Below are 19,482 nucleotides of genomic sequence, written 5' to 3' on the forward strand. Positions count from 1 at the left end.
CAGAGCTCATCTGCAGGCGGAGATCAACTCCGCGAAGCCCCCGTTGTGTAGCGGCCTAGCACGCTGCCCTCTCAAGGCAGTAGCGCCGGTTCGAATCCGGTCGGGGGTACAGATCCTTCCCGCGAGGAGAGTTCGGGTCGCACCCGCTCACTTCGATGCAGGATCGCTAGGGCCCCCGTTGTGTAGCGGCCTAGCACGCCGCCCTCTCAAGGCGGTAGCGCCGGTTCGAATCCGGTCGGGGGTACTGACTGGTCTAAACCACATTGGTCTATGGTGTAATTGGCAGCACGACTGATTCTGGTTCAGTTAGTCTTGGTTCGAGTCCAGGTAGACCAGCTCGGACCTGCGGAAACGCAGGCTCCACGCCCCCGTTGTGTAGCGGCCTAGCACGCCGCCCTCTCAAGGCGGTAGCGCCGGTTCGAATCCGGTCGGGGGTACGTTTCACGAAGGCCCTCCACTTCGGTGGGGGGCCTTCGTCGTGTCTCAACTCGCCGTACCGGCCCAGGAGTTCGACGTCGACGGGCCCAGGGGGCGACCGTACGAGAAAAGGCCTGCCGCGGCGTTGAGGCAGGCCTTCTTCGTGGTCGGACGGGAGCTTCGGGGGATCAGCCAGTGCGGCGCAGGGCCTCCGAGAGGCGACCCGCGGCGTCGATCACCGCCTGGGCGTGCATACGACCGGGGTGGCGGGTGAGGCGCTCGATGGGACCGGAGACGGAAACCGCGGCGACCACACGGTTCGACGGCCCGCGCACGGGGGCGGAGACCGAGGCCACGCCCGGCTCGCGCTCGCCGATGGACTGGGCCCAGCCCCGGCGCCGCACGCCCGACAGGGCGGTGGCGGTGAAGCGGGCGCCCTGGAGGCCGCGGTGCAGGCGCTCGGGCTCCTCCCAGGCCATCAGGATCTGGGCCGAGGAGCCGGCCTTCATCGTCAGGGTCGAACCGACCGGGACCGTGTCCCGCAGGCCGGACAGGCGCTCCGCAGCGGCGACGCAGATGCGCATGTCGCCCTGGCGGCGGTAGAGCTGCGCGCTCTCGCCCGTCACGTCCCGTAGATGGGTGAGCACCGGGCCCGCCGTCGCGAGGAGGCGGTCCTCGCCGGCGGCCGCGGCCAGCTCGGCCAGCCTGGGGCCGAGGATGAAACGGCCCTGCATGTCGCGTGCCACCATGCGGTGGTGTTCCAGAGCCACGGCCAGGCGGTGGGCCGTGGGTCGTGCGAGTCCGGTGGCGCCGACCAGACCCGCGAGGGTGGCCGGACCGGACTCCAGAGCGCTCAGGACCAGGGCCGCCTTGTCCAGAACGCCGACGCCGCTACTGTTGTCCATGCAACGATACTCGCGTCTCACTCTGTGAAACGCAAGTTCAATTTCGCGTGGACCTTGCCACTCTGGAAGCAGAACAACGAACGGCTCGCGGACCAACGAGCCCGGCGGCCGGCGCTCATACGAGGGGTACGTGCGCTCGCCACCTCCGATATCTCTAGTTGGGCCGGCGCTCGGACAAGCCGGCCGGAGGGAAAGCGATGGGTAGGACACTCGCGGAGAAGGTCTGGGACGACCATGTCGTCCGGCGCGCCGAGGGCGAGCCCGACCTCCTCTTCATCGACTTGCACCTGCTGCACGAGGTGACCAGCCCCCAGGCCTTCGACGGTCTCCGCAAGAGCGGGCGGAAGGTTCGCCGGCTCGACCTGACCATCGCGACCGAGGACCACAACACTCCCACCCTCGACATCGACAAGCCCATCGCGGACCCGGTCTCCCGGGTCCAGCTGGAGACGCTGCGCGCGAACGCCGCCGAGTTCGGTGTGCGTCTGCACCCGCTGGGCGACGTCGAGCAGGGCGTCGTGCACGTCGTCGGCCCGCAGCTGGGTCTGACCCAGCCCGGTATGACGGTCGTCTGCGGTGACTCCCACACCTCGACGCACGGTGCCTTCGGCGGTCTGGCGTTCGGTATCGGCACCTCCCAGGTGGAGCACGTGCTGGCCACGCAGACGCTGCCGCTGGTCCGCCCCAAGACCATGGCGATCACGGTCGAGGGCGAGCTGGCCGATGGCGTCACCGCCAAGGACCTGATCCTGGCGATCATCGCCAAGATCGGTACGGGCGGCGGCCAGGGCTATGTCCTGGAGTACCGGGGCCCCGCCATCGAGAAGTTCTCGATGGAGGCCCGCATGACCATCTGCAACATGTCGATCGAGGCCGGTGCCCGTGCGGGCATGATCGCCCCCGACCAGACGACCTTCGACTACCTCAAGGGCCGTCCGCACGCCCCCGAGGGCGAGGACTGGGACGCAGCCGTCGCGTACTGGAAGACGCTGAAGACGGACGAGGACGCCGAGTTCGACGCCGAGGTGATCATCGACGGCGCCTCCCTGTCGCCGTTCGTCACCTGGGGCACCAACCCCGGCCAGGGCGCGCCGCTTTCGGCGTCCGTCCCCGACCCGGCTTCGTACGAGGACGCTTCGGAGCGCCTCGCCGCCGAAAAGGCCCTGGAGTACATGGGGTTGGAGGCCGGCCAGCCGCTGCGCTCCATCAAGGTGGACACGGTCTTCGTAGGTTCGTGCACCAACGGCCGCATCGAGGACCTGCGCGCCGCCGCCGAGCTGGTCAAGGGCCGCAAAGTCGCCGACGGCGTACGGATGCTGGTCGTCCCCGGCTCCGCGCGGGTCGGTCTGCAGGCCGTCTCCGAGGGCCTGGACGTGGTCTTCAAGGAGGCCGGCGCCGAGTGGCGGCACGCGGGCTGTTCGATGTGTCTGGGCATGAACCCCGACCAGCTGGCCCCCGGTGAGCGCTCCGCGTCCACCTCCAACCGCAACTTCGAGGGCAGGCAGGGCAAGGGCGGCCGTACCCACCTGGTCTCGCCGCAGGTCGCCGCCGCGACCGCCGTCCTGGGGCACCTGGCGTCCCCCGCGGACCTGACCGACGTCGACACCCCCGCGCCCGCTGGAGTCTGAACAGCCATGGAAGCATTCACCACGCACACCGGCCGGGCCGTCCCGCTGCGCCGCAGCAACGTCGACACCGACCAGATCATCCCCGCCCACTGGCTCAAGAAGGTGACCAGGGACGGCTTCGAGGACGGGCTCTTCGAGGCCTGGCGCAAGGACGAGACCTTCGTCCTCAACCAGCCCGAGCGACGCGGCGCCACCGTCCTGGTCGCCGGCCCCGACTTCGGCACCGGTTCCTCCCGTGAGCACGCGGTGTGGGCGCTGCAGAACTACGGCTTCAAGGCAGTCATCTCCTCCCGCTTCGCCGACATCTTCCGCGGCAACTCGCTCAAGAACGGCCTGCTCACGGTCGTCCTGGAGCAGAAGATCGTGGAGGCGCTGCAGCAGCTCACGGAGAACGACCCCGAGGCCGAGATCACCGTCGACCTCGAGGCCCGCGAGGTGCGTGCCGAGGGCATCACCGCCTCCTTCGAGCTGGACGAGAACTCCCGCTGGCGGCTGCTGAACGGGCTCGACGACATTTCCATCACCCTCCAGAACGAGGCCGACATCGCCGCGTACGAGGCCAAGCGTCCGTCGTACAAGCCGAGGACGCTGAAGGTCTGATCCACCGCGCGGACCCACCCCTCGGGCGGGCCGCGCAAGGCGGATTCCAGCCACCGCGACACCCCCAGGTACCCCCAATCGTGCACGGTTGGGGGTACCTCCATGTCCAGGTCCGGGCACCTTCGAAGTCATGTGCAGAAAGGTTTCAACTCCCCTAGTTACAAAGGCGATTGCCGGGGTACGCGCATCATGGTGTGGCATCTGCCCGGAGTCCTCCAAGGACCCTGGGGAGACGGCAGTTGCCCCCTGCGCAGGCGACAACTCGCCCCAGATGGCACAATCTGTGCATGGAACACGACGGCCAACTCGAGCTCTATGCGGCGGTCGCGAGCCAACTCAAGGAAGCGCACGCAAAGGTGCGCGCACTGCAAGTCCCGGAGGGCGTACGCATGGCGCTGACCCGGAAGCTGCTGGTCATTACGGCCGTGGCCAAGCACGATCTCGCCGACGCGGCAAGGCGTCTGGAGAGCTTCACGACGGACCTCGACGAGGGGCGAATGCCCGCGGAGGAACGCTGAAGGAACTCCATGACCGTCCGAGTTCGTTGCGGCACAAGGGTGATAAGCCCGTTTCGTGTTTGATTTGCGGTATATATCTGCCTAACGTGCGAAAAAGCTTGAACACTATCGTTCGGGCGATGTCTCCGAAGGGGAAGACGTGAACAAGGCGCAGCTCGTAGAAGCGATTGCGGACAAGGTCGGCGGGCGTCAGCAGGCCGCCGACGCGGTCGACGCCGTTCTGGACGCCATCGTCCGCGCGGTCGTCGGCGGGGACCGGGTGTCGGTCACCGGCTTCGGTTCGTTCGAGAAGGTCGACCGGCCTGCCCGTTACGCCCGCAACCCGCAGACGGGTGAGCGGGTTCGGGTCAAGAAGACCTCCGTGCCGCGTTTCCGCGCGGGTCAGGGCTTCAAGGACCTGGTGAGCGGTTCGAAGAAGCTTCCCCGTGGTGGCGAGGTCGCGGTCAAGAAGGCGCCCAAGGGCAGCCTGAGCGGTGGGGCTTCGGCGACGGTCAAGAAGGCGGCGGCGAAGAAGACCACCGCGAAGAAGACCACCGCCCGCAAGACCACGGCCGCCGCCAAGAAGACGACGGCCGCCGCGAAGAAGACCACGGCGAAGAAGACGACCGCCAAGAAGGCCACCACGAAGACGGCGGCGGCGAAGAAGACGACCGCCAAGACGACGGCGGCGGCGAAGAAGACCGCGGCGAAGAAGGCCCCGGCCAAGAAGGCCACCGCGAAGAAGGCGCCGGCCAAGAAGTCGACGGCTCGCAAGACGACCGCGAAGAAGACGGCCGCGCGTCAGGCCTAGGGCGCCGGGTACTCACACACACGCGCCGGGCCGGGTTCCTGCATGGGGAGCCCGGCCCGCGGCGTGTTTTCGAGCAGGGCGGAGGGCCTGTTCGCCGTGGGGGACGTGTTCGCGGGCGGGTGCGGGCTCGTGCGTGGTTGCTCGCGCAGTTCCCCGCGCCCCTTTCGGGCACGGCCCTGGTGCGAGTCCGTTCAGAAGGTCTGCAAGGTGATCAGGGTGATGCGCAGGCTGTCCGCCTCGCCCTCCGTCTCGATCCTGACGCGCTGGCCCGGGCGCAGCAGGCGCAGGGCGCCCGCGTCGAAGGCCGGGGCGTCGAAGGGGAGCGGGGTGCCGTCGTCGAGGAGGACCTGGCCGCTGCGGGTGGCGGGGTCGTAGGTGTACGCGGTGGCCTGCATGGCCGCAGCCTACTGGCCGGGGATCAGCAGGCGCGCGGCCGCCGCGGCCGTACGGGGGCCCACGCCGAGGCCCAGGGCGGCGCGCAGGTCGTCCCCGGTGTCGACGTCCTGGCGCACGGAGTCGACGTCGGCGAGAGCGAGCTCCACGGCGCCCGAGCGGCGGTGACGTCGACGGGAGTCGGGGCCGAAGGCGGGGGAGAGGCCATGGCCCGGGGTCGCGGCGAGCAGGGTCGTACCGGTGCCGGCGGCATCGGAGAGGAAAGAGCGGGGGAATTCGGCGGCCGCGTTCAGTACGCGGGCCAATTCCCCGGGACGCAGCGCGGGCAGATCCGCGTTCAGCGCCGCCACGGGGCTTTGCGGGTGTACACCGCGGACGACGGCCTCCGCGTGCCGCAGAGCGGCGTTCAGGCCGTCCCCGGAGCCCTCGTGGGGATTCTCGGGGACGGTGCGGGCGCCCAGGGCCGCCAGTTCGCGCGCGGCCAGTCGGTCGTCCGTGACCACCACCACACTCCGGACCGCCGGGGCGGCCACGGCCGCGGCCACCGTGTCCTGCGCGAAGGCGAGGGCCAGACCGGGGCGCACCCCGTCGTCGGCGGTGTCCGAGAGCCTGCTCTTGGCCCGCGCCAGGGGCTTCAGGGGTACGACCAGGGTCCACTGCACGGGCGTTCCGTCCCTCTCTTGTCGCGGCCATTGTCACCTGGGCGCAATGGACGGCCGCAGGGCGGGGCGTACGGTGTTCTCGACAGACCGGCAGCCCGGGGCGACACTTGTGCGGCTCCGGGCCCCCGGAACAGGCCCTGGGAAGTCCTAGAGGAAGGTGTCCGCGTGCCCCGCCGGAGAATCGGCTTCTGGTACCGCCTCGCCGCGGTGATCGCCAAACCACCCCTGGTGGTGCTGATCAAGCGGGACTGGCGTGGAATGGAGAACATTCCGGCCGAGGGTGGATTTATCACTGCCGTGAACCACAATTCGCATGTCGATCCCTTTGCGTACGCCCATTATCAGTACAACAGCGGCCGGGTTCCGCGATTTCTCGCGAAGAGCGGTCTCTTCGGCAAGGGATTCGTCGGCGCCGTCATGCGCGGCACCGGTCAGATCCCCGTCTATCGCGAGAGCACCGACGCGCTGAGCGCGTTCCGGGCCGCGATCGACGCCGTGGAGCGCGGCGAGTGCGTCGCCTTCTACCCCGAGGGCACGCTCACCCGCGACCCGGACGGCTGGCCGATGACGGCCAAGACCGGTGCGGCGCGGGTCGCCCTGCAGACCAGGTGCCCGGTGATCCCGGTCGCCCAGTGGGGCGCCAACGAACTGCTGCCGCCGTACGCCAAGAAGCCGAACCTCCTGCCGCGCAAGACCCACCACGTCCTCGCGGGCCCGCCCGTCGACCTCTCGCGCTTCTACGACAAGGAGATGAGCCCCGATGTGCTGAAGGACGCGACGGAGGTCATCATGGCCGCCATCACCCGCCAGCTGGAGGAGATCCGCGGCGAGAAGGCGCCCGCGACGCCGTACGACCCCAAGCGGGAGCGGATCGAGCAGCGGCGCAGGAGCGCCCGCGCGGTGCTCGACAATGGGAAGCGGCAACAGCACAGCCCGGTCCAGCGGGCCCAGGAGCATCAGGAAGAGGGGCAGGGCAAGTGAGCAAGCCGGTCAAGGCGGCCGTGTTCAGCGCCGGTTCATGGGGTACGGCCTTCGGTACGGTGCTCGCCGACGCCGGGTGCGAGGTCACCCTGTGGGCGCGGCGCCCGGAGGTCGCGGACGCGATCAACTCCACTCGGACCAACACCGACTACCTGCCGGGCCTGGAACTCCCGCAGAACGTGCGGGCCACCACGGACCCGGCCGAGGCCGCCGCCGACGCCGACTTCACGATCCTTTCCATCCCCTCCCAGACCCTGCGCGCCAACCTCGCCGAATGGGTGCCCCTGCTGGCCCCCGACACGGTCCTCGTCTCGCTGATGAAAGGCGTCGAACTCGGTTCCGCCATGCGGATGAGCGAGGTGATCGAGGACGTCGCCAAGGTGGGTCAGGACCGCGTCGCCGTCGTCTCCGGACCCAACCTGGCACGGGAGATCGCCTCCCGCATGCCGGCCGCCTCCGTGGTCGCCTGCACCGACGAGGCGGTCGCCCAGAAGCTCCAGGCCGCCTGCCACACTCCGTACTTCCGCCCTTACACCAACACCGACGTCGTCGGCTGCGAGCTGGGCGGCGCGGTGAAGAACGTCATCGGTCTCGCCGTCGGCATCGCGGACGGCATGGGCCTCGGCGACAACGCCAAGGGATCGCTCATCACCCGCGGTCTCGCGGAGACCACCCGGCTCGGTCTCGCGATGGGCGCCGACCCGCTCACCTTCTCCGGACTCGCGGGACTCGGCGATCTGGTGGCGACCTGTTCCTCGCCGCTCTCCCGTAACCACACCTTCGGCACCAACCTCGGCAAGGGCATGACCCTCCAGGAGACCATCGCGGTCACCAAGCAGACCGCCGAGGGCGTCAAGTCCTGTGAGTCCGTGCTGGACTTGGCCCGTCGGCACGGCGTCGACATGCCCATCACGGAGACGGTCGTCGACATCGTCCACGACGGCAAGCCGCCGGTCGTCGCCCTCAAGGAGATGATGTCGCGCAGCGCCAAGCCGGAGCGACGCTGAGCGAAAGCGACCGTTCGGGCACTGACTCGCGCCCTACCACCGGGTACTCTCGTCGCGATATGAGCAGCGAGAACCTCCCCCAGAGCCCTGAGCAGCCGTCCCGCAAGCCGCGCGTGGCCGTCGTCTTCGGCGGCCGCAGCTCGGAACACGGGATCTCCGTGGTCACGGCCGGCGCCGTACTGCGAGCCATCGACCGGAGCAAGTACGACGTCCTGCCGATCGGCATCACGCGGGACGGCCGTTGGGCGCTCACCGCCGACGAACCCGAGCGGATGGCGATCACCGACCGCCGTACGCCGAGCGTCGAGGAACTCGCCGAGTCCCGGGAGGGCGGCGTGATCCTGCCCGTCGACCCCGCCAACCGCGAAGTCGTCTACAGCGAGCCCGGTTCGGTGCCCAAGGCCCTCGGCGAGGTCGACGTCGTCTTCCCCGTCCTGCACGGCCCGTACGGCGAGGACGGCACCCTCCAGGGCCTCCTGGAGCTCTCCGGTGTCCCGTACGTCGGCTCGGGCGTCCTCGCCTCGGCCGTCGGCCAGGACAAGGAGTACATGAAGCGGGTGTTCACCTCCTTCGGGCTCAAGGTCGGCCCGTACGTGGTGATCAGGCCGCGCGAGTGGCAGCTCGATGAGTCGGCCGCCCGTAAGAAGATCATCGATCTCGCCGGTGAGCACGGCTGGCCTCTCTTCGTGAAGCCCGCCCGCGCGGGCTCCTCCATCGGCATCACCAAGGTCGACGACATCGTCGGCCTCGACGAGGCGATCGCCGAGGCCCAGCGCCACGACCCGAAGATCCTGGTCGAGGCGGCCCTGCGCGGCCGGGAGATCGAGTGCGGCGTCCTGGAGTTCGAGGACGGCCCGCGCGCCTCCGTCCCCGCCGAGATCCCGCCGCCCGAGGCCCACGCGTACTACGACTTCGAGGCGAAGTACATCGACTCGACCCCCGGCATCGTCCCGGCCCCGCTGACCCCCGAGGAGACCGCCGAGGTCCAGCGGCTCGCGGTCGACGCCTTCGAGGCCGCTTCCTGCGAGGGTCTGGTCCGCGCCGACTTCTTCCTCACGGAGGACGGCGACTTCGTCATCAACGAGATCAACACGCTCCCCGGCTTCACACCGATCTCGATGTACCCGGCGATGTGGAAGGCGAGCGGGGTGGAGTACGGCGAGCTGGTGGACCGCCTGATCCAGGCGGCGCTGCACCGCTCGACGGGCCTGCGCTGAGCCGCCTTCGGAATGGGGCGTAGCCCCTTTTCCGAGGGGCGCGGGGAACTGCGCGACCAGCCACGATCCGACGTGCAGCCTCCTGACGGCCTCCTGAGGCAACCTCTCAGGAGGCAACCCCTTCGGGAACCGCCTTCTTGATGGCGGGCGCCAGCCCCACCAGAATCGGCGACGTGTCCTGCGCGGCCCGCTCGGCCGTCACGGACACCTCCACGTACACGGACCGATTGGCTGTCGTGAAGCGGTAGGCGCCCCCGTCCCGCTTCTCCATCAGCCAGTCCACCCCGTCGACGGCCCCGGCCACCGCTTCGGCGTCCCGTCCCTCCGCCACCCCGGGGTCGACCATCTTGGGCGGCTGGGGCACCCCGCAGCGCAGTATGATCACCGCGTCGCCCCAGCCCGCCGTCAGCGAGGAGGCGGGCTGAGGATCCCGGCGGCCGAGACCGTCCACCGTCCGCGGCAACACCTCGTCCAGCTTCCGGCACAGTTTCGTGGCGGCGGCACCCGGGCTGGGAACCGCCGCCGAGCCGCTGTCGTCTGCTGAGGAGCAGCCCGCGACGGCGATCAACGAAACAGCCAGGACGGGCAGCCCGCGACGAGCGGGGCCCCGGTGACGCAACGAGTTCACCGGGCAAGGGTAGACGGGGGCTACAGGTGAACGACCGGGCAGGTCAGGGTACGGGTGATCCCGTCCACTTGCTGGACCTTCGCGACCACCAGCCGGCCGAGGTCGTCGACGGTGTCGGCCTGGGCGCGCACGATGACGTCGTACGGGCCCGTCACGTCCTCGGCCTGGATGACCCCAGGGAGCTTGCTGATCGTGTCGGCGACGGTCGACGCTTTGCCGACCTCCGTCTGGATCAGGATGTACGCCTGTACCACGGAACCTCCAGGGCGGCCACGAGGATCATGTGGATCATGTCGGGAAAAGGAACGCCACGGTATCGCGTCGCCGAGCGCCAGGGGGAGACCCCCGGAGGCCGCGCCGCACGCACCGGGGTGCGGGGGCGACGGAAGTTGACGGTCCACTCGACCGTACCGAGGACGACAACAGCCCGCGACCGGGCGCGAGTGACACTGGAAGCGGCACGAGAAGGGGCGATACGACGATGAAGGGCACCGTGGGAGAGCTGGGGGAGTTCGGGCTCATCAGGGAGCTCACCTCCCGGCTCACCACCACCCCGGCGGTCCGGGTCGGCCCCGGCGACGACGCCGCCGTGGTGGCGGCGCCGGACCGCAGGGTCGTGGCGAGCACCGACCTCCTCCTGGAGGGGCGGCACTTCCGGCGCGACTGGTCCACGGCCTACGACGTGGGGCGCAAGGCCGCCGCGCAGAACCTCGCGGACATCGCCGCCATGGGTGCCGTGCCCACCGCGCTGCTGCTCGGTCTGGTCGCGCCCGTCGACCTGCCGGTGACCTGGGCCACCGAGCTGATGGACGGCCTGCGTGACGAGTGCCAGGTGGCCGGCGCCGCCGTGGTCGGCGGTGACGTCGTCCGCGGTGACACCATCATGATCTCGATCACCGCGCTCGGTGATCTGCGCAACCACGAGCCGGTGACCAGGGCGGGTGCCCAGCCCGGCGACGTCGTGGCCGTCACCGGCTGGCTCGGCTGGTCCGCCGCCGGGCACGCGGTGCTCTCGCGGGGCTTCCGCTCGCCGCGCGCCTTCGTGGAGGCCCACCGGCGCCCCGAGCCGCCGTACCACGCGGGTCCCGCCGCGGCCTCCCTCGGCGCGACGGCGATGTGCGACGTCAGCGACGGGCTGATCGCGGACCTGGGACACATCGCCGAGGCGAGCAAGTGCCGGATCGACATCCGCTCCGGCGCGATCGACATCCCCACCCAGATGCACGACATCGGTCAGGCCGTCGGCGTCGACCCCCTCCAGTGGGTGCTCACCGGCGGTGAGGACCACGCGATCGTGGCCACCTTCCCGCAGGACGTGAAGCTGCCCGCGCGGTGGAAGGTGATCGGCGAGGTGCTCAACCCCTCCGCGTTGCCGCAGGTCACCGTGGACGGCGCGCCGTGGACCAGCAAGGGCGGCTGGGACCACTTCGGGGACATCGAGTCATGAGTCCGGCTCCCGCGCGGGTCCTGACCGTGGCCGGGTCCGACTCCGGCGGCGGGGCCGGCATCCAGGCCGACCTGAAGACGATGCTCGCGCTCGGCGTGCACGGTATGAGCGTCGTCACGGCGGTCACCGCGCAGAACTCCCTCGGTGTGCGGGGCGCTTGGGAACTGCCGGTGGAGGCGGTGCGCGCCCAGTACCGCAGCGTCGTCGACGACATCGGTGTCCAGGCCGTCAAGACCGGCATGCTCGCCTCTGCCGAACTCGTCGAGACCGTCGCCGAGTTGCTGGCCGCCACGGATGCGCCGGTCGTCGTCGACCCGGTGGGCGTCTCCAAGCACGGCGACCCGCTGCTGGCCGCCTCCGCGCTGGACTCCGTACGGACCCGGCTGCTGCCGGTGGCCACCGTGGCGACGCCGAACCTCGACGAGGTGACCCAACTCACCGGGGTCACGGTGGAGTCGGAGGCCGGTATGCGCGAGGCGGCCGAGGCCGTGCTGGCGTTCGGGCCGCGCTGGGCACTGATCAAGGGCGGCCATCTCCCGGGGGAAGCCGTCGATCTGCTCACCGACGGCTCCGAGGAGCACTGGCTGCGGGCCCCCAGGTACGACAACCGGCACACCCACGGCACGGGCTGCACCCTCGCCTCCGCGATCGCCTCCCACCTCGCCCTGGGACGGACCGTGCCGGAGGCCGTCACGGCCGCCAAGGAGTACGTCACGGGGGCGATCGCCGCCGGGTTCGCGCTCGGCGGGGGAATCGGACCGGTGGACCACGGGTGGGCCCTCGGGCGGGGCGCTCAACCGGCTTGATCCGCGGTTGGTGGGTCAGGGACAGCAAAAAGCCGGTCCACTCCAGGTGGACCGGCTCGATGCAGCGAACCAGCAGTGGCCGCGCGCTTAGCTGTGCGTCAGCGCGAGACCTTGCCGGCCTTGATGCACGAGGTGCAGGCGTTCACGCGCTTCGGCGTCCCGCCGACCACGGTACGGACGCGCTGGATGTTCGGGTTCCAGCGACGGGACGTACGGCGGTGCGAGTGCGAGATGTTGTTGCCGAAGCCCGGCCCCTTGCCGCAGACGTCGCAGTTGGCAGCCACGGGTCACTCCAAAGACTTCAGATGCACTTACGGATGATCCCGGCAGGCCGGGATCGAGATCATAGGATCAGAGATCTGAGTGGCGTTGCCAGGGGAATGGCCCGATGTGGATCGGGCAACCGGAGCAGCATACAACGACTGCGCCAGTACAACGAAACTACCATGGCCGCTCAGGAGCCCTGCCCCGCCCCCTTCCGGCGGACGCCCTTCCAAGGTCTACTCTGCGTCCAGTCCCAGCAGCTCAAGGAGGCGCAGGTGCCGCAGGTGCCGCAGACATTCTTCGATGCTCTCGCGGTGCGCACCTGGTGCGGACTCGCGCTGGCGGCGCTGGGACGCGCGCGCGAGGAGATCGACGCGATCAACGTGTACCCGGTGGCCGACGGCGACACCGGCACCAACCTGTACCTGACGATGGAGTCGGCCGCGGCGGCCGTCGAGGCGGTGTTCGCGGGCCACGAGACGGCGGGTCCGCCCCTCGGGGAAGGGCCGTACGCCGGAGGGGGTCCGTCCGGCGGAGCGGGGCAGCCCACGCTCGCCGAGGCCGCGCGGGCCATGGCGCACGGCGCGCTCATCGGCGCCCGGGGGAACTCCGGGACGATCCTCGCCCAGCTCCTGCGGGGCATGGCCCAGGTCCTCGCCGACGACGGCGAGGCGCCCCGTACCGACGGCCGGGGGCTGCGGCTCGCCCTGCGGCACGCCGCCGACTCCGCCCGGGACGCCGTCGCGCATCCCGTCGAGGGCACCGTCCTCACGGTCGCCTCCGCCGCCGCCGACGCGGCCGGCGACGCCGAGGACGACTGCGGGACCGTCGCCCGTGCCGCCTACGACGGCGCCGGCCGGGCCCTGGCGGCGACCCCCGCCCAGCTGGCCGCCCTGGCCCGCGCCGGCGTCGTGGACGCGGGCGGACGGGGCCTGGTGGCGGTGCTGGGGGCGCTGGTGGAGACGTTCACGGGAGAGGCGCCGAGGGCGGTGGCCGTGCCCGCCGTGCACGCGCGCGTGGCCGTCGCCGAAGCGGTGGCGGAGGTCTGCGACGGGGACGAGCGGCCCGAGGCGGGCGGCCCGGCCTTCGAGGTGATCTACCTCCTGGAGGCGGAGGACGCGGCGGTGGCCCGACTGCGGCGGCGCCTGGACGAGCTGGGGGACTCCCTCGTCGTGGTCGGCGGAGACGGGCTGTGGAACGTCCATGTGCACGTCGACGACGCGGGGGCGGCCGTGGAGGCCGGGGTCGAGGCCGGGCGGCCGTACCGGATCCGGATCACCCATTTCGGGGCCGAGGACGCCCACATGACCGGCGAGGCCGGGCGGCAGCCGCGCGAGCGCGCCCAGCGGGCCGTGGTGGCCGTCGTGCCGGGGGAGGGGCTGGCCGGGCTCTACGCCGAGGCCGGCGCGACCACGGTGCTGGCCCGGCCCGGGGAGCCGCCCGCCAGCGGCGAGCTGGTGGAGGCCGTACGGCGTGCCCACGCGCGCGAGGTGGTGCTGCTGCCCAACGACGCGGACCTGCGGCACACGGCGGCGGCCGCCGCCGAGCAGGCCCGCGCCGAGGGTGTCCGGGTCGCCCTCATCCCCACCCGCTCGGCAGTCCAGGGCATCGCCGCCCTCGCCGTCCACGAGCCCGACCGGCGCTTCGACGAGGACGTCGTCTCCATGACCTCCGCGGCCGGTGCCACCCGGTACGCCGAGGTCGTCATCGCCGAGCGTGAGTCCTGGACCATGGCGGGCATCTGTCAGGCCGGTGACGTCCTCGGTCTCGTCGACGGGGACGTGGCCGTCATCGGCTCCGACGTGACGGTGACCGCGGCGGCGGTGGTCGACCGCATGCTTGCTGCCGGGGGCGAGATGGTCACGTTGGTGCTGGGCGACGAGGCGCCCGCGGAGGTCGTGGAGCGGGTGGAGGCCAGGGTGCGTGAGGGGTACCTGGCGGTGGACACGGTGGTGTACCGGGGTGGCCGGCAGGGGGCGCTGCTGCTGATCGGCGTGGAGTAGCGCTTCCCGCGCCCCGCCGCCCCTACCCGTGCCATCCCCAGGGGCTGCGCGCCCCTTCGACCCCGCGTCAAAGATTCGGGGCTCCGCCCCGGACCCCGTTCGCGCAGTTCCCCGCGCCCCTAAAAAGGGGCGCGGGGAACTGCGCGAGAAGCCCCACCGGGCCCGCAGACGACCGACGACCGAGCGGGGCCGAAGGGGCGGCAGCCCCTGGAGGACGGGACGGGTAGGGGCGGCGAGGGCGAGGGCATTGGAGGCCCCCGGCTGCTCAGCCCCGCTCCGTCGCCTCCAGCAGCCGTCCCGCCTCCACCCGCCGAGCCACCACCGTCTCGTCGCCGTCACTCCCGTCCGCGCACACGGACAACACCCCCCGGGCCCGCTCGGCCGCGGCAGCGCCTCGCCGAAGGTCCACCTCCAACCATCCCGCCGCCAGCTCCGCGGCGGTACGCGCGTCGACGAAGTCCGGCCCCAGCGACCCGTACACCGACACCGCCCGCTCGACGAACCCCAGCGCCTCCTCGAAGACCGGCCCGAACGAGGCGAGTTCCGCGTCCTCGGCCACGGACCGGGCGAGCAGGTCGCCGAACTGCCGGCAGGTCTCGCCGAGCTCCGCGAAGATCCGCCGCCGGTTCTCCTCCCCGGTCACGTCGGACAGGGCCGCCTCACAGCCCGCCACCGCGTCCCCCATCAGCTCCCGGGCCTCGTCCAAACTCCCGGGCCCGGGAGCCTCAGAGCTCTCCCGCGCCGCGTACCACGCCCGCGCCCGCAGCGCCCGCACGTAGCCGTGGACGTTGCCCAGCTCGCCCCAGAGGTCGACCGCGCGCGCGTACGCCCGGTCGGCGTCGGCGGGGAGCCCCGCCCGCGCCAGCGCCTCGGCGGCGAGATGGGCGAGCATGGCGTGGTCGCGCTGCTCGGGCCAGTGCCGGGCGATGTCGGCGGCCCGCAGCCACCGCTGCGCCGCCTCGCGGTGCTCGCCCAGCTCGGTGTGGCAGTCCCCGAGCCACCACAGGGTCTGCGCCACCGCCCCGTCCCCGTGGGTCTCGGCCGTGAGATCCGGGAGCGCCGACTCCAGCACCTCGGCCGCCTCCGCCCACCGTCCCAGCCGCAGCAGGAACCCGCCGAGCAGATGCCGGGCCCAGGAGCCGAGTGTCGGACCCTCGCCCGCCTCGTCGGCCCAGTGCGCCGCCTCCAGGGCGTGCTCGGCGGCCTCCTCGACCCGTTCCCCGGCGCCCAGCAGCTCGGCCAGCTGGAGGCGCAGCTGGGCGTGGCCCACCGGCTCCAGCTCGGACCCGCCGTGCTCCAACGCGGCCCTGGCCGCCCGCTCCGCGGTCGCCAGGTCCCCCAGCTGCTGTGCCACTCCGGCGAGCCGCGCCTCGTACTGCACCGCGAACCACGGCAGCCCCGCCGCCACGTACCGTTCCGCGGCCTCCGCGAACAGTTCGGCGGCCGCCTCGGCGTCACCGCCGCGCGCGGCCAGTTCCCCGAGCATGCCCCGCGCCTCCGCGGCTCGCGAGGCCAGCCGTACGTCCTCCGCGCGGCGCGGCTCGACGAAGTCCGCCAGCTCCCGCACCGCGTCCTCGGCCAGGGCCACCGCGTCGGCGTCCTCGGACTCGTGCGTCCGCCGCACGAGTATCCGTGCCCGCCCGACCAGCACGGAGGCCGTCTGCCGCGCGCCCGTCCCGCCGGCCGACCAGAGGGCGAGGATCCGCTCGTACGGCTCGGATATCAGCTCCACGGCGGCGTCCACCTGGCCCGTGAGGGCGTGGACGTTCGCGGCACGCGCGCGTGCCGCCAGTGCCTCGCCGGGGTCGCCCGCCGCCTCGTACATATCGGCCGCCCGTTCGAAGAGCGGGCGGCCCTCCGGCCCGAGGCCGATCGCCTCGTGGTCCACGATCTCCGCGCGGTCCCAGGCGTCCAGCTCCGCGCCCTCGGTGTCGGCCGCCCGCGCCACGGCGGCCCAGGCCTCGACGGAACCGGGGTGAAGGGACGCCGAGAGCCGCCGCGCCTCGGCGAGGAGCGCGGGCAGACCCTTAGGCGCGGCGGCGCTCTCCGTCTTCTCCCCGGCGGCGGGCTGCCGGGGCGCGGGCACGGTCACGGCGGTCCGCTTCGCGCGCACGCCCAGCGGCAGCCGGTCCAGCAGGGGGCGCCGGTCCATCCGCTCCCGGACGTGCGTGCTGACGTACGCCGTGCCGTTGCGCGCGTCGAAGAGCGCGGCCAGCGCAAGTGCCTCCTCACGCGCGTGGGAGGCCAGTTCGCGGGCGGTCCACTCCCGGCCGGCGGGGCCGGGGACGGTCTGCTCGCCCAGCCCGCGCGCGGTGAGGCGGTCCATGAGCAGGGCCACCACGCTCAGGTAGTCGAGCTTGCTGCGCGGGTCGCCGGAATCGGTGAAGTACGCCGGACGCTCGGCCAGCAGCTCCAGACCGCGTGCCTCGTTGCCGGTCAGGGCGCAGAACTCCACATGGTCCGCGTACGCGCCCCGCATGCTCTCCATGGCCCGCACCATCCGGAAACCCCGCAGATGGTGGGTCCGCGCCTCGTCCGGGCGCCCCAGGCGCAGCAGCGGCACCAGCGAGGACGCGAGGACGGTGTGCGGCTCGTGGGCGCAGGTGTACTCGCCCTCCAGCACCGGAGCCCACAGCTCCAGCGCCTCGGCGTCCTCCCGGCGCCGCGCCCGCCACCAGCCCTGCCCGTGCAGCTCGCACGCGTGGCAGTCGGCCATCGTGTCCCGGTCGGCGGCCAGCCAAGCCCCGTACGCCCGCTCGGCCCGCGCCAGGTCGCCGATGTGCGCGGCCACACTGAACTCGGCGCTGCGCACGGCCCGTTCCGAGTGACCGGCGAGCCGGTAGCGGTGCTCCATCTCGCCGAGCCACTTCTCGATGGAGGCCAGCGGAATGTGCGGCTGGTTCAGCATGCCGGCCGACATCCACTTGAACACCCAGTGCAGGGAGTGGATCTCGTACTCGTCGAAGTCCTCCGGCCGTTCGTCCCACATGCGCAGCAGGCGCGCGAAGGGGACGAACATCTTGGCCTTCTCGGAGCTGTAGTTGTAGACCTTCAGCTGGTGCCCGAGCGCCTCGATCACGGCGAGCGGCTCGTTCAGCTTCTCGGCCTCGGCGAGCAGCCGCTCCGCGCGCGCGTTGCGCGCCGGGCCCTCCGGCTGCTCGTAGTTCTCCGCCATGGCCCGGCGCAGTTCGTCGAAGTCCATGGAATCCACGACGTCGGTCACCGGCGACCGCCCTCCCCTGAGCCCGCACCGGACCCGTTGCCCGGACCGGCCCCCGGCTCGGTGTGCGTGGCCCACTCCAGCAGGCCGATGAAGGCACGGTTCAGGAGCGCCGAGTCGGCCGGCCTGAGCGGCCGCTGGGCCATCAGCAGGGCCTGCCCGTACAGGGACTCCGTGGCCGTGCCGATCAGCTCCCGGTCGGTGAGGGAACTGATCCGGCGGATCAGCGGGTTGAGATGGTTGAGCACCAGCCGCGCGCGCGGGGCGCTGCCCCGCAGCGAGCCGAGGATGCCCGCCCACAGGTCGTCGGCCTGCTCCTCCGCCTCCGCGCGGGCCTGCTCGTGCCGGGCGGACCGGTCGTCCAGGTGCAGCGCGGGCACCGACAGCGGATGGAAGGCCCGCAGCACCACGTCGCAGCCCAGCGGGTCGAGCTTCGCCCGCGCGGCCGACAGGAAGCCCGCCAGCGCCAGCTCCTCGTCCGGGTCCGGCACGTCCAGGTGCGCCGTCACCGTCTCCGCGTCCAGTTCGGCGACCACCGTCCCCGGCCGCACCGACGGCAGCGCCTCGACCAGCTCGCTGTCGTACGTGTAGCCGCCGTTGACGACGCCGACGCCCTGCGCGGACGCGATCGGCGCGACCTGCCGGTACTCCTCGACCGTCCGCGTGAAGTGCACCACCGGGTGCCGCTGCGCGAACTCCTCCAGGGACAGCCGGCCGTCGGTGGTCTCGAAGGGCAGCCACGGCAGCATCGTGCGCAGCATCTCCCTGTCGTGCCGCGCCAGCGACTTCACGCCCAGGTAGTGCACGGACAGGAAGGCCGCAAGCCGCTCCGGATCGCCCGCGGCGAGCCCCGTGAGCCAGCCCCGGATCCGCTCGCCGAGCGCCTCCCGCACGGCCGCCAGCGTCTCGTCCTCGTACAGCGACTCCCGCGACGCCGTGGGCCGCAGGCTGTCCGTGTCGAGGACGCAGCGCACGAAGAACGCCCAGTCCGGCAGCAGCTGTTCGGCCCGCTCGGTGAGCAGCATGCCCTTCAGATGCACCCGGTGGCTCGCTCGCTGCGCCGGGCTGACGGCGGTCGGCAGGACGTATGCGACGCCCCGGATCCCGGCCAGCGGTACGTCCAGCTCGATCGAGTCCAGCGGTGTGAACCCGAACAGGTCGTGACAGTGCCGGGCCAGGGCCACCCGCCGGCTGGCCGGGGAGGCGTACGCCCGGTCCCAGGGCGCCGGAAGATCGGTGACCGCCTCGTCGCCCACCCGCACGTCGTACGGCAGCAGCGAACCGAAGTCCCGCGCCAGCGTCAGCACGCGCGCGGGGGAGAGCCATTCGGCGGCCCCGGGCCGCGCGGCCAGATGCACGGTCGTACCCGGTTCGGGGCGCGCCTCGTCGGGCAGTGTCCGCACGGTGTACGAGCCGTCGTCGGCGGCCGTCCACTCCACGGGCGGCGCGTCCGGCGTACGGGCGCTACGGCTGACCACCCGGATGCGCTCGGCGACCACGAAGCAGGCGAGCAGTCCGATGCCGAACTGTCCCAGGAAGTCCGAGCGGACCTCCTGTATGCCTCCGTCGTCCCGCTTGGAGCTGCGGCCGATCGTGGCGAGCAGGTTGTGCACATCGGTCTCGGTGAGCCCGATGCCCGAGTCCTCCACCCGCAGCGTGCCAGCCTCGGCGAACAGCCGTACCCGGGCGGGCGCGTCGGGCTGCTCGGACCGGCGCGCGGTGATCGCGTCCACCGCGTTCTGCAGCAGTTCGCGCAGATAGACCTTCGGACTGGAGTACAGGTGGTGCGAGAGCAGATCCACCAGGCCACGCAGATCGACCTGGAACGTGTGAGGCGACTGGGGTGCCTGAGGGGTCTGGGGTGCCTGGGATGACTGTGAGGTCATTGAATCCATCGTCGCAGCGCCGGTGGGAAGGGATTCTGGCGACGGCGGCGGGGTCGGGCGGTCCCGTCGGACGGTGACCGCGGACGGCGGCAGGGCCCGGCTACTGGGCC

At 71.7% G+C, this 19,482-nt stretch carries 18 protein-coding genes and 4 tRNA genes; 14 read left to right on the forward strand and 8 right to left on the reverse strand.

The features are described 5' to 3' along the window. The first annotated feature begins 36 nt into the window (after positions 1 to 36). The 4 genes from GWK25_RS08330 (at position 37) to GWK25_RS08345 (ending at position 437) form a co-directional block, all read left to right on the forward strand. Positions 37 to 109, forward strand: a tRNA-Glu gene (locus GWK25_RS08330). 62 nt (positions 110 to 171) lie between these two features. Then, positions 172 to 244: transfer RNA gene (locus GWK25_RS08335), tRNA-Glu, on the forward strand. A 20-nt stretch (positions 245 to 264) separates the two neighbouring features. After that, positions 265 to 336, forward strand: a tRNA-Gln gene (locus GWK25_RS08340). 28 nt (positions 337 to 364) lie between these two features. Beyond that, a tRNA-Glu gene (locus GWK25_RS08345) sits at positions 365 to 437 on the forward strand. A gap of 168 nt (positions 438 to 605) precedes the next feature. Here the strand turns inward: GWK25_RS08345 and ndgR are convergent. Continuing rightward, on the reverse strand, positions 606 to 1,322 hold the full coding sequence (gene ndgR, locus GWK25_RS08350; RefSeq protein WP_020270051.1) for an IclR family transcriptional regulator NdgR: 717 nt from the start codon (positions 1,320 to 1,322) through the stop codon (positions 606 to 608). A 197-nt stretch (positions 1,323 to 1,519) separates the two neighbouring features. Between ndgR and leuC the strand changes: the two genes are divergently transcribed. From leuC to GWK25_RS08370, 4 genes are all read left to right on the forward strand, one after another. Continuing rightward, positions 1,520 to 2,950, forward strand: a complete 1,431-nt coding sequence (gene leuC, locus GWK25_RS08355; RefSeq protein ID WP_215449169.1) for a 3-isopropylmalate dehydratase large subunit — start codon at positions 1,520 to 1,522, stop codon at positions 2,948 to 2,950. Positions 2,951 to 2,956: 6 nt separating this feature from the next. Continuing rightward, a complete protein-coding gene (gene leuD / locus GWK25_RS08360) occupies positions 2,957 to 3,550 on the forward strand; it encodes a 3-isopropylmalate dehydratase small subunit (RefSeq protein ID WP_215449170.1) in 594 nt (197 codons plus the stop codon). A 287-nt stretch (positions 3,551 to 3,837) separates the two neighbouring features. Then, the gene (locus GWK25_RS08365; protein ID WP_215449171.1) at positions 3,838 to 4,068 is read left to right on the forward strand and encodes a hypothetical protein; all 231 of its coding nucleotides are present in this window, start codon (positions 3,838 to 3,840) and stop codon (positions 4,066 to 4,068) included. A 139-nt stretch (positions 4,069 to 4,207) separates the two neighbouring features. After that, positions 4,208 to 4,858, forward strand: coding sequence for an HU family DNA-binding protein (locus GWK25_RS08370; protein ID WP_215449172.1), 651 nt, complete (start codon positions 4,208 to 4,210; stop codon positions 4,856 to 4,858). 191 nt (positions 4,859 to 5,049) lie between these two features. On the opposite strand, the gene GWK25_RS08375 is transcribed toward GWK25_RS08370, so the two are convergent. Together GWK25_RS08375 and cofC are read right to left on the reverse strand one after the other, a co-directional pair. Further along, a complete protein-coding gene (locus GWK25_RS08375; protein ID WP_215449173.1) occupies positions 5,050 to 5,253 on the reverse strand; it encodes a hypothetical protein in 204 nt (67 codons plus the stop codon). A 9-nt stretch (positions 5,254 to 5,262) separates the two neighbouring features. Beyond that, positions 5,263 to 5,913 carry a 2-phospho-L-lactate guanylyltransferase gene (gene cofC, locus GWK25_RS08380; RefSeq protein WP_215449174.1) on the reverse strand — a complete coding sequence of 217 codons (651 nt, stop codon included), beginning with the start codon at positions 5,911 to 5,913 and terminating at the stop codon, positions 5,263 to 5,265. Between the two features lie 165 nt (positions 5,914 to 6,078). On the opposite strand from cofC, the gene GWK25_RS08385 reads away from it, so the two are divergent. From GWK25_RS08385 to GWK25_RS08395, 3 genes are read left to right on the forward strand one after another with little or no spacing between them, the layout of a single operon-like run. Next, positions 6,079 to 6,894, forward strand: a complete 816-nt coding sequence (locus GWK25_RS08385; RefSeq protein WP_215449175.1) for a 1-acyl-sn-glycerol-3-phosphate acyltransferase — start codon at positions 6,079 to 6,081, stop codon at positions 6,892 to 6,894. Continuing rightward, positions 6,891 to 7,901: an NAD(P)H-dependent glycerol-3-phosphate dehydrogenase gene (locus tag GWK25_RS08390; RefSeq protein ID WP_215449176.1), complete on the forward strand. Its 1,011-nt coding sequence runs from the start codon at positions 6,891 to 6,893 to the stop codon at positions 7,899 to 7,901. The genes GWK25_RS08385 and GWK25_RS08390 overlap by 4 nt, the downstream gene beginning before the upstream one ends. Positions 7,902 to 7,960: 59 nt before the next feature. Further along, on the forward strand, positions 7,961 to 9,118 hold the full coding sequence (locus tag GWK25_RS08395) for a D-alanine--D-alanine ligase family protein (protein WP_215449177.1): 1,158 nt from the start codon (positions 7,961 to 7,963) through the stop codon (positions 9,116 to 9,118). Positions 9,119 to 9,224: 106 nt separating this feature from the next. Here the strand turns inward: GWK25_RS08395 and GWK25_RS08400 are convergent, their stop codons facing one another. Then, positions 9,225 to 9,746 carry a DUF3515 domain-containing protein gene (locus GWK25_RS08400; protein ID WP_215449178.1) on the reverse strand — a complete coding sequence of 174 codons (522 nt, stop codon included), beginning with the start codon at positions 9,744 to 9,746 and terminating at the stop codon, positions 9,225 to 9,227. 20 nt (positions 9,747 to 9,766) lie between these two features. Further along, on the reverse strand, positions 9,767 to 10,000 hold the full coding sequence (locus tag GWK25_RS08405) for an Lrp/AsnC family transcriptional regulator (RefSeq protein WP_033526900.1): 234 nt from the start codon (positions 9,998 to 10,000) through the stop codon (positions 9,767 to 9,769). 227 nt (positions 10,001 to 10,227) lie between these two features. On the opposite strand from GWK25_RS08405, the gene GWK25_RS08410 reads away from it, so the two are divergent. Together GWK25_RS08410 and thiD are read left to right on the forward strand one after the other, a co-directional pair. Beyond that, complete coding sequence (locus tag GWK25_RS08410; protein WP_215449179.1) at positions 10,228 to 11,193, forward strand: thiamine-phosphate kinase; 966 nt, start codon at positions 10,228 to 10,230, stop codon at positions 11,191 to 11,193. Then, positions 11,190 to 11,999, forward strand: coding sequence for a bifunctional hydroxymethylpyrimidine kinase/phosphomethylpyrimidine kinase (gene thiD, locus GWK25_RS08415; protein WP_215449180.1), 810 nt, complete (start codon positions 11,190 to 11,192; stop codon positions 11,997 to 11,999). Before GWK25_RS08410 ends, thiD begins: the two co-directional genes overlap by 4 nt. A gap of 98 nt (positions 12,000 to 12,097) precedes the next feature. Here thiD and rpmB read toward each other — a convergent pair whose 3' ends face one another. Next, entirely contained in the window at positions 12,098 to 12,283 is a 186-nt protein-coding gene (gene rpmB, locus GWK25_RS08420) for a 50S ribosomal protein L28 (protein WP_003993230.1), read from the reverse strand. A gap of 255 nt (positions 12,284 to 12,538) precedes the next feature. On the opposite strand from rpmB, the gene GWK25_RS08425 reads away from it, so the two are divergent. Beyond that, the gene (locus GWK25_RS08425) at positions 12,539 to 14,266 is read left to right on the forward strand and encodes a DAK2 domain-containing protein (RefSeq protein ID WP_215457267.1); all 1,728 of its coding nucleotides are present in this window, start codon (positions 12,539 to 12,541) and stop codon (positions 14,264 to 14,266) included. Positions 14,267 to 14,531: 265 nt separating this feature from the next. On the opposite strand, the gene GWK25_RS08430 is transcribed toward GWK25_RS08425, so the two are convergent. Beyond that, positions 14,532 to 17,468: a tetratricopeptide repeat protein gene (locus tag GWK25_RS08430; RefSeq protein ID WP_215457268.1), complete on the reverse strand. Its 2,937-nt coding sequence runs from the start codon at positions 17,466 to 17,468 to the stop codon at positions 14,532 to 14,534. 17 nt (positions 17,469 to 17,485) lie between these two features. After that, entirely contained in the window at positions 17,486 to 19,381 is a 1,896-nt protein-coding gene (locus GWK25_RS08435; RefSeq protein ID WP_215449181.1) for an HSP90 family protein, read from the reverse strand. Positions 19,382 to 19,482 lie beyond the last annotated feature (101 nt).

Source organism: Streptomyces sp. ATCC 21386 (assembly GCF_018728545.1).
Lineage (GTDB): Bacteria > Actinomycetota > Actinomycetes > Streptomycetales > Streptomycetaceae > Streptomyces.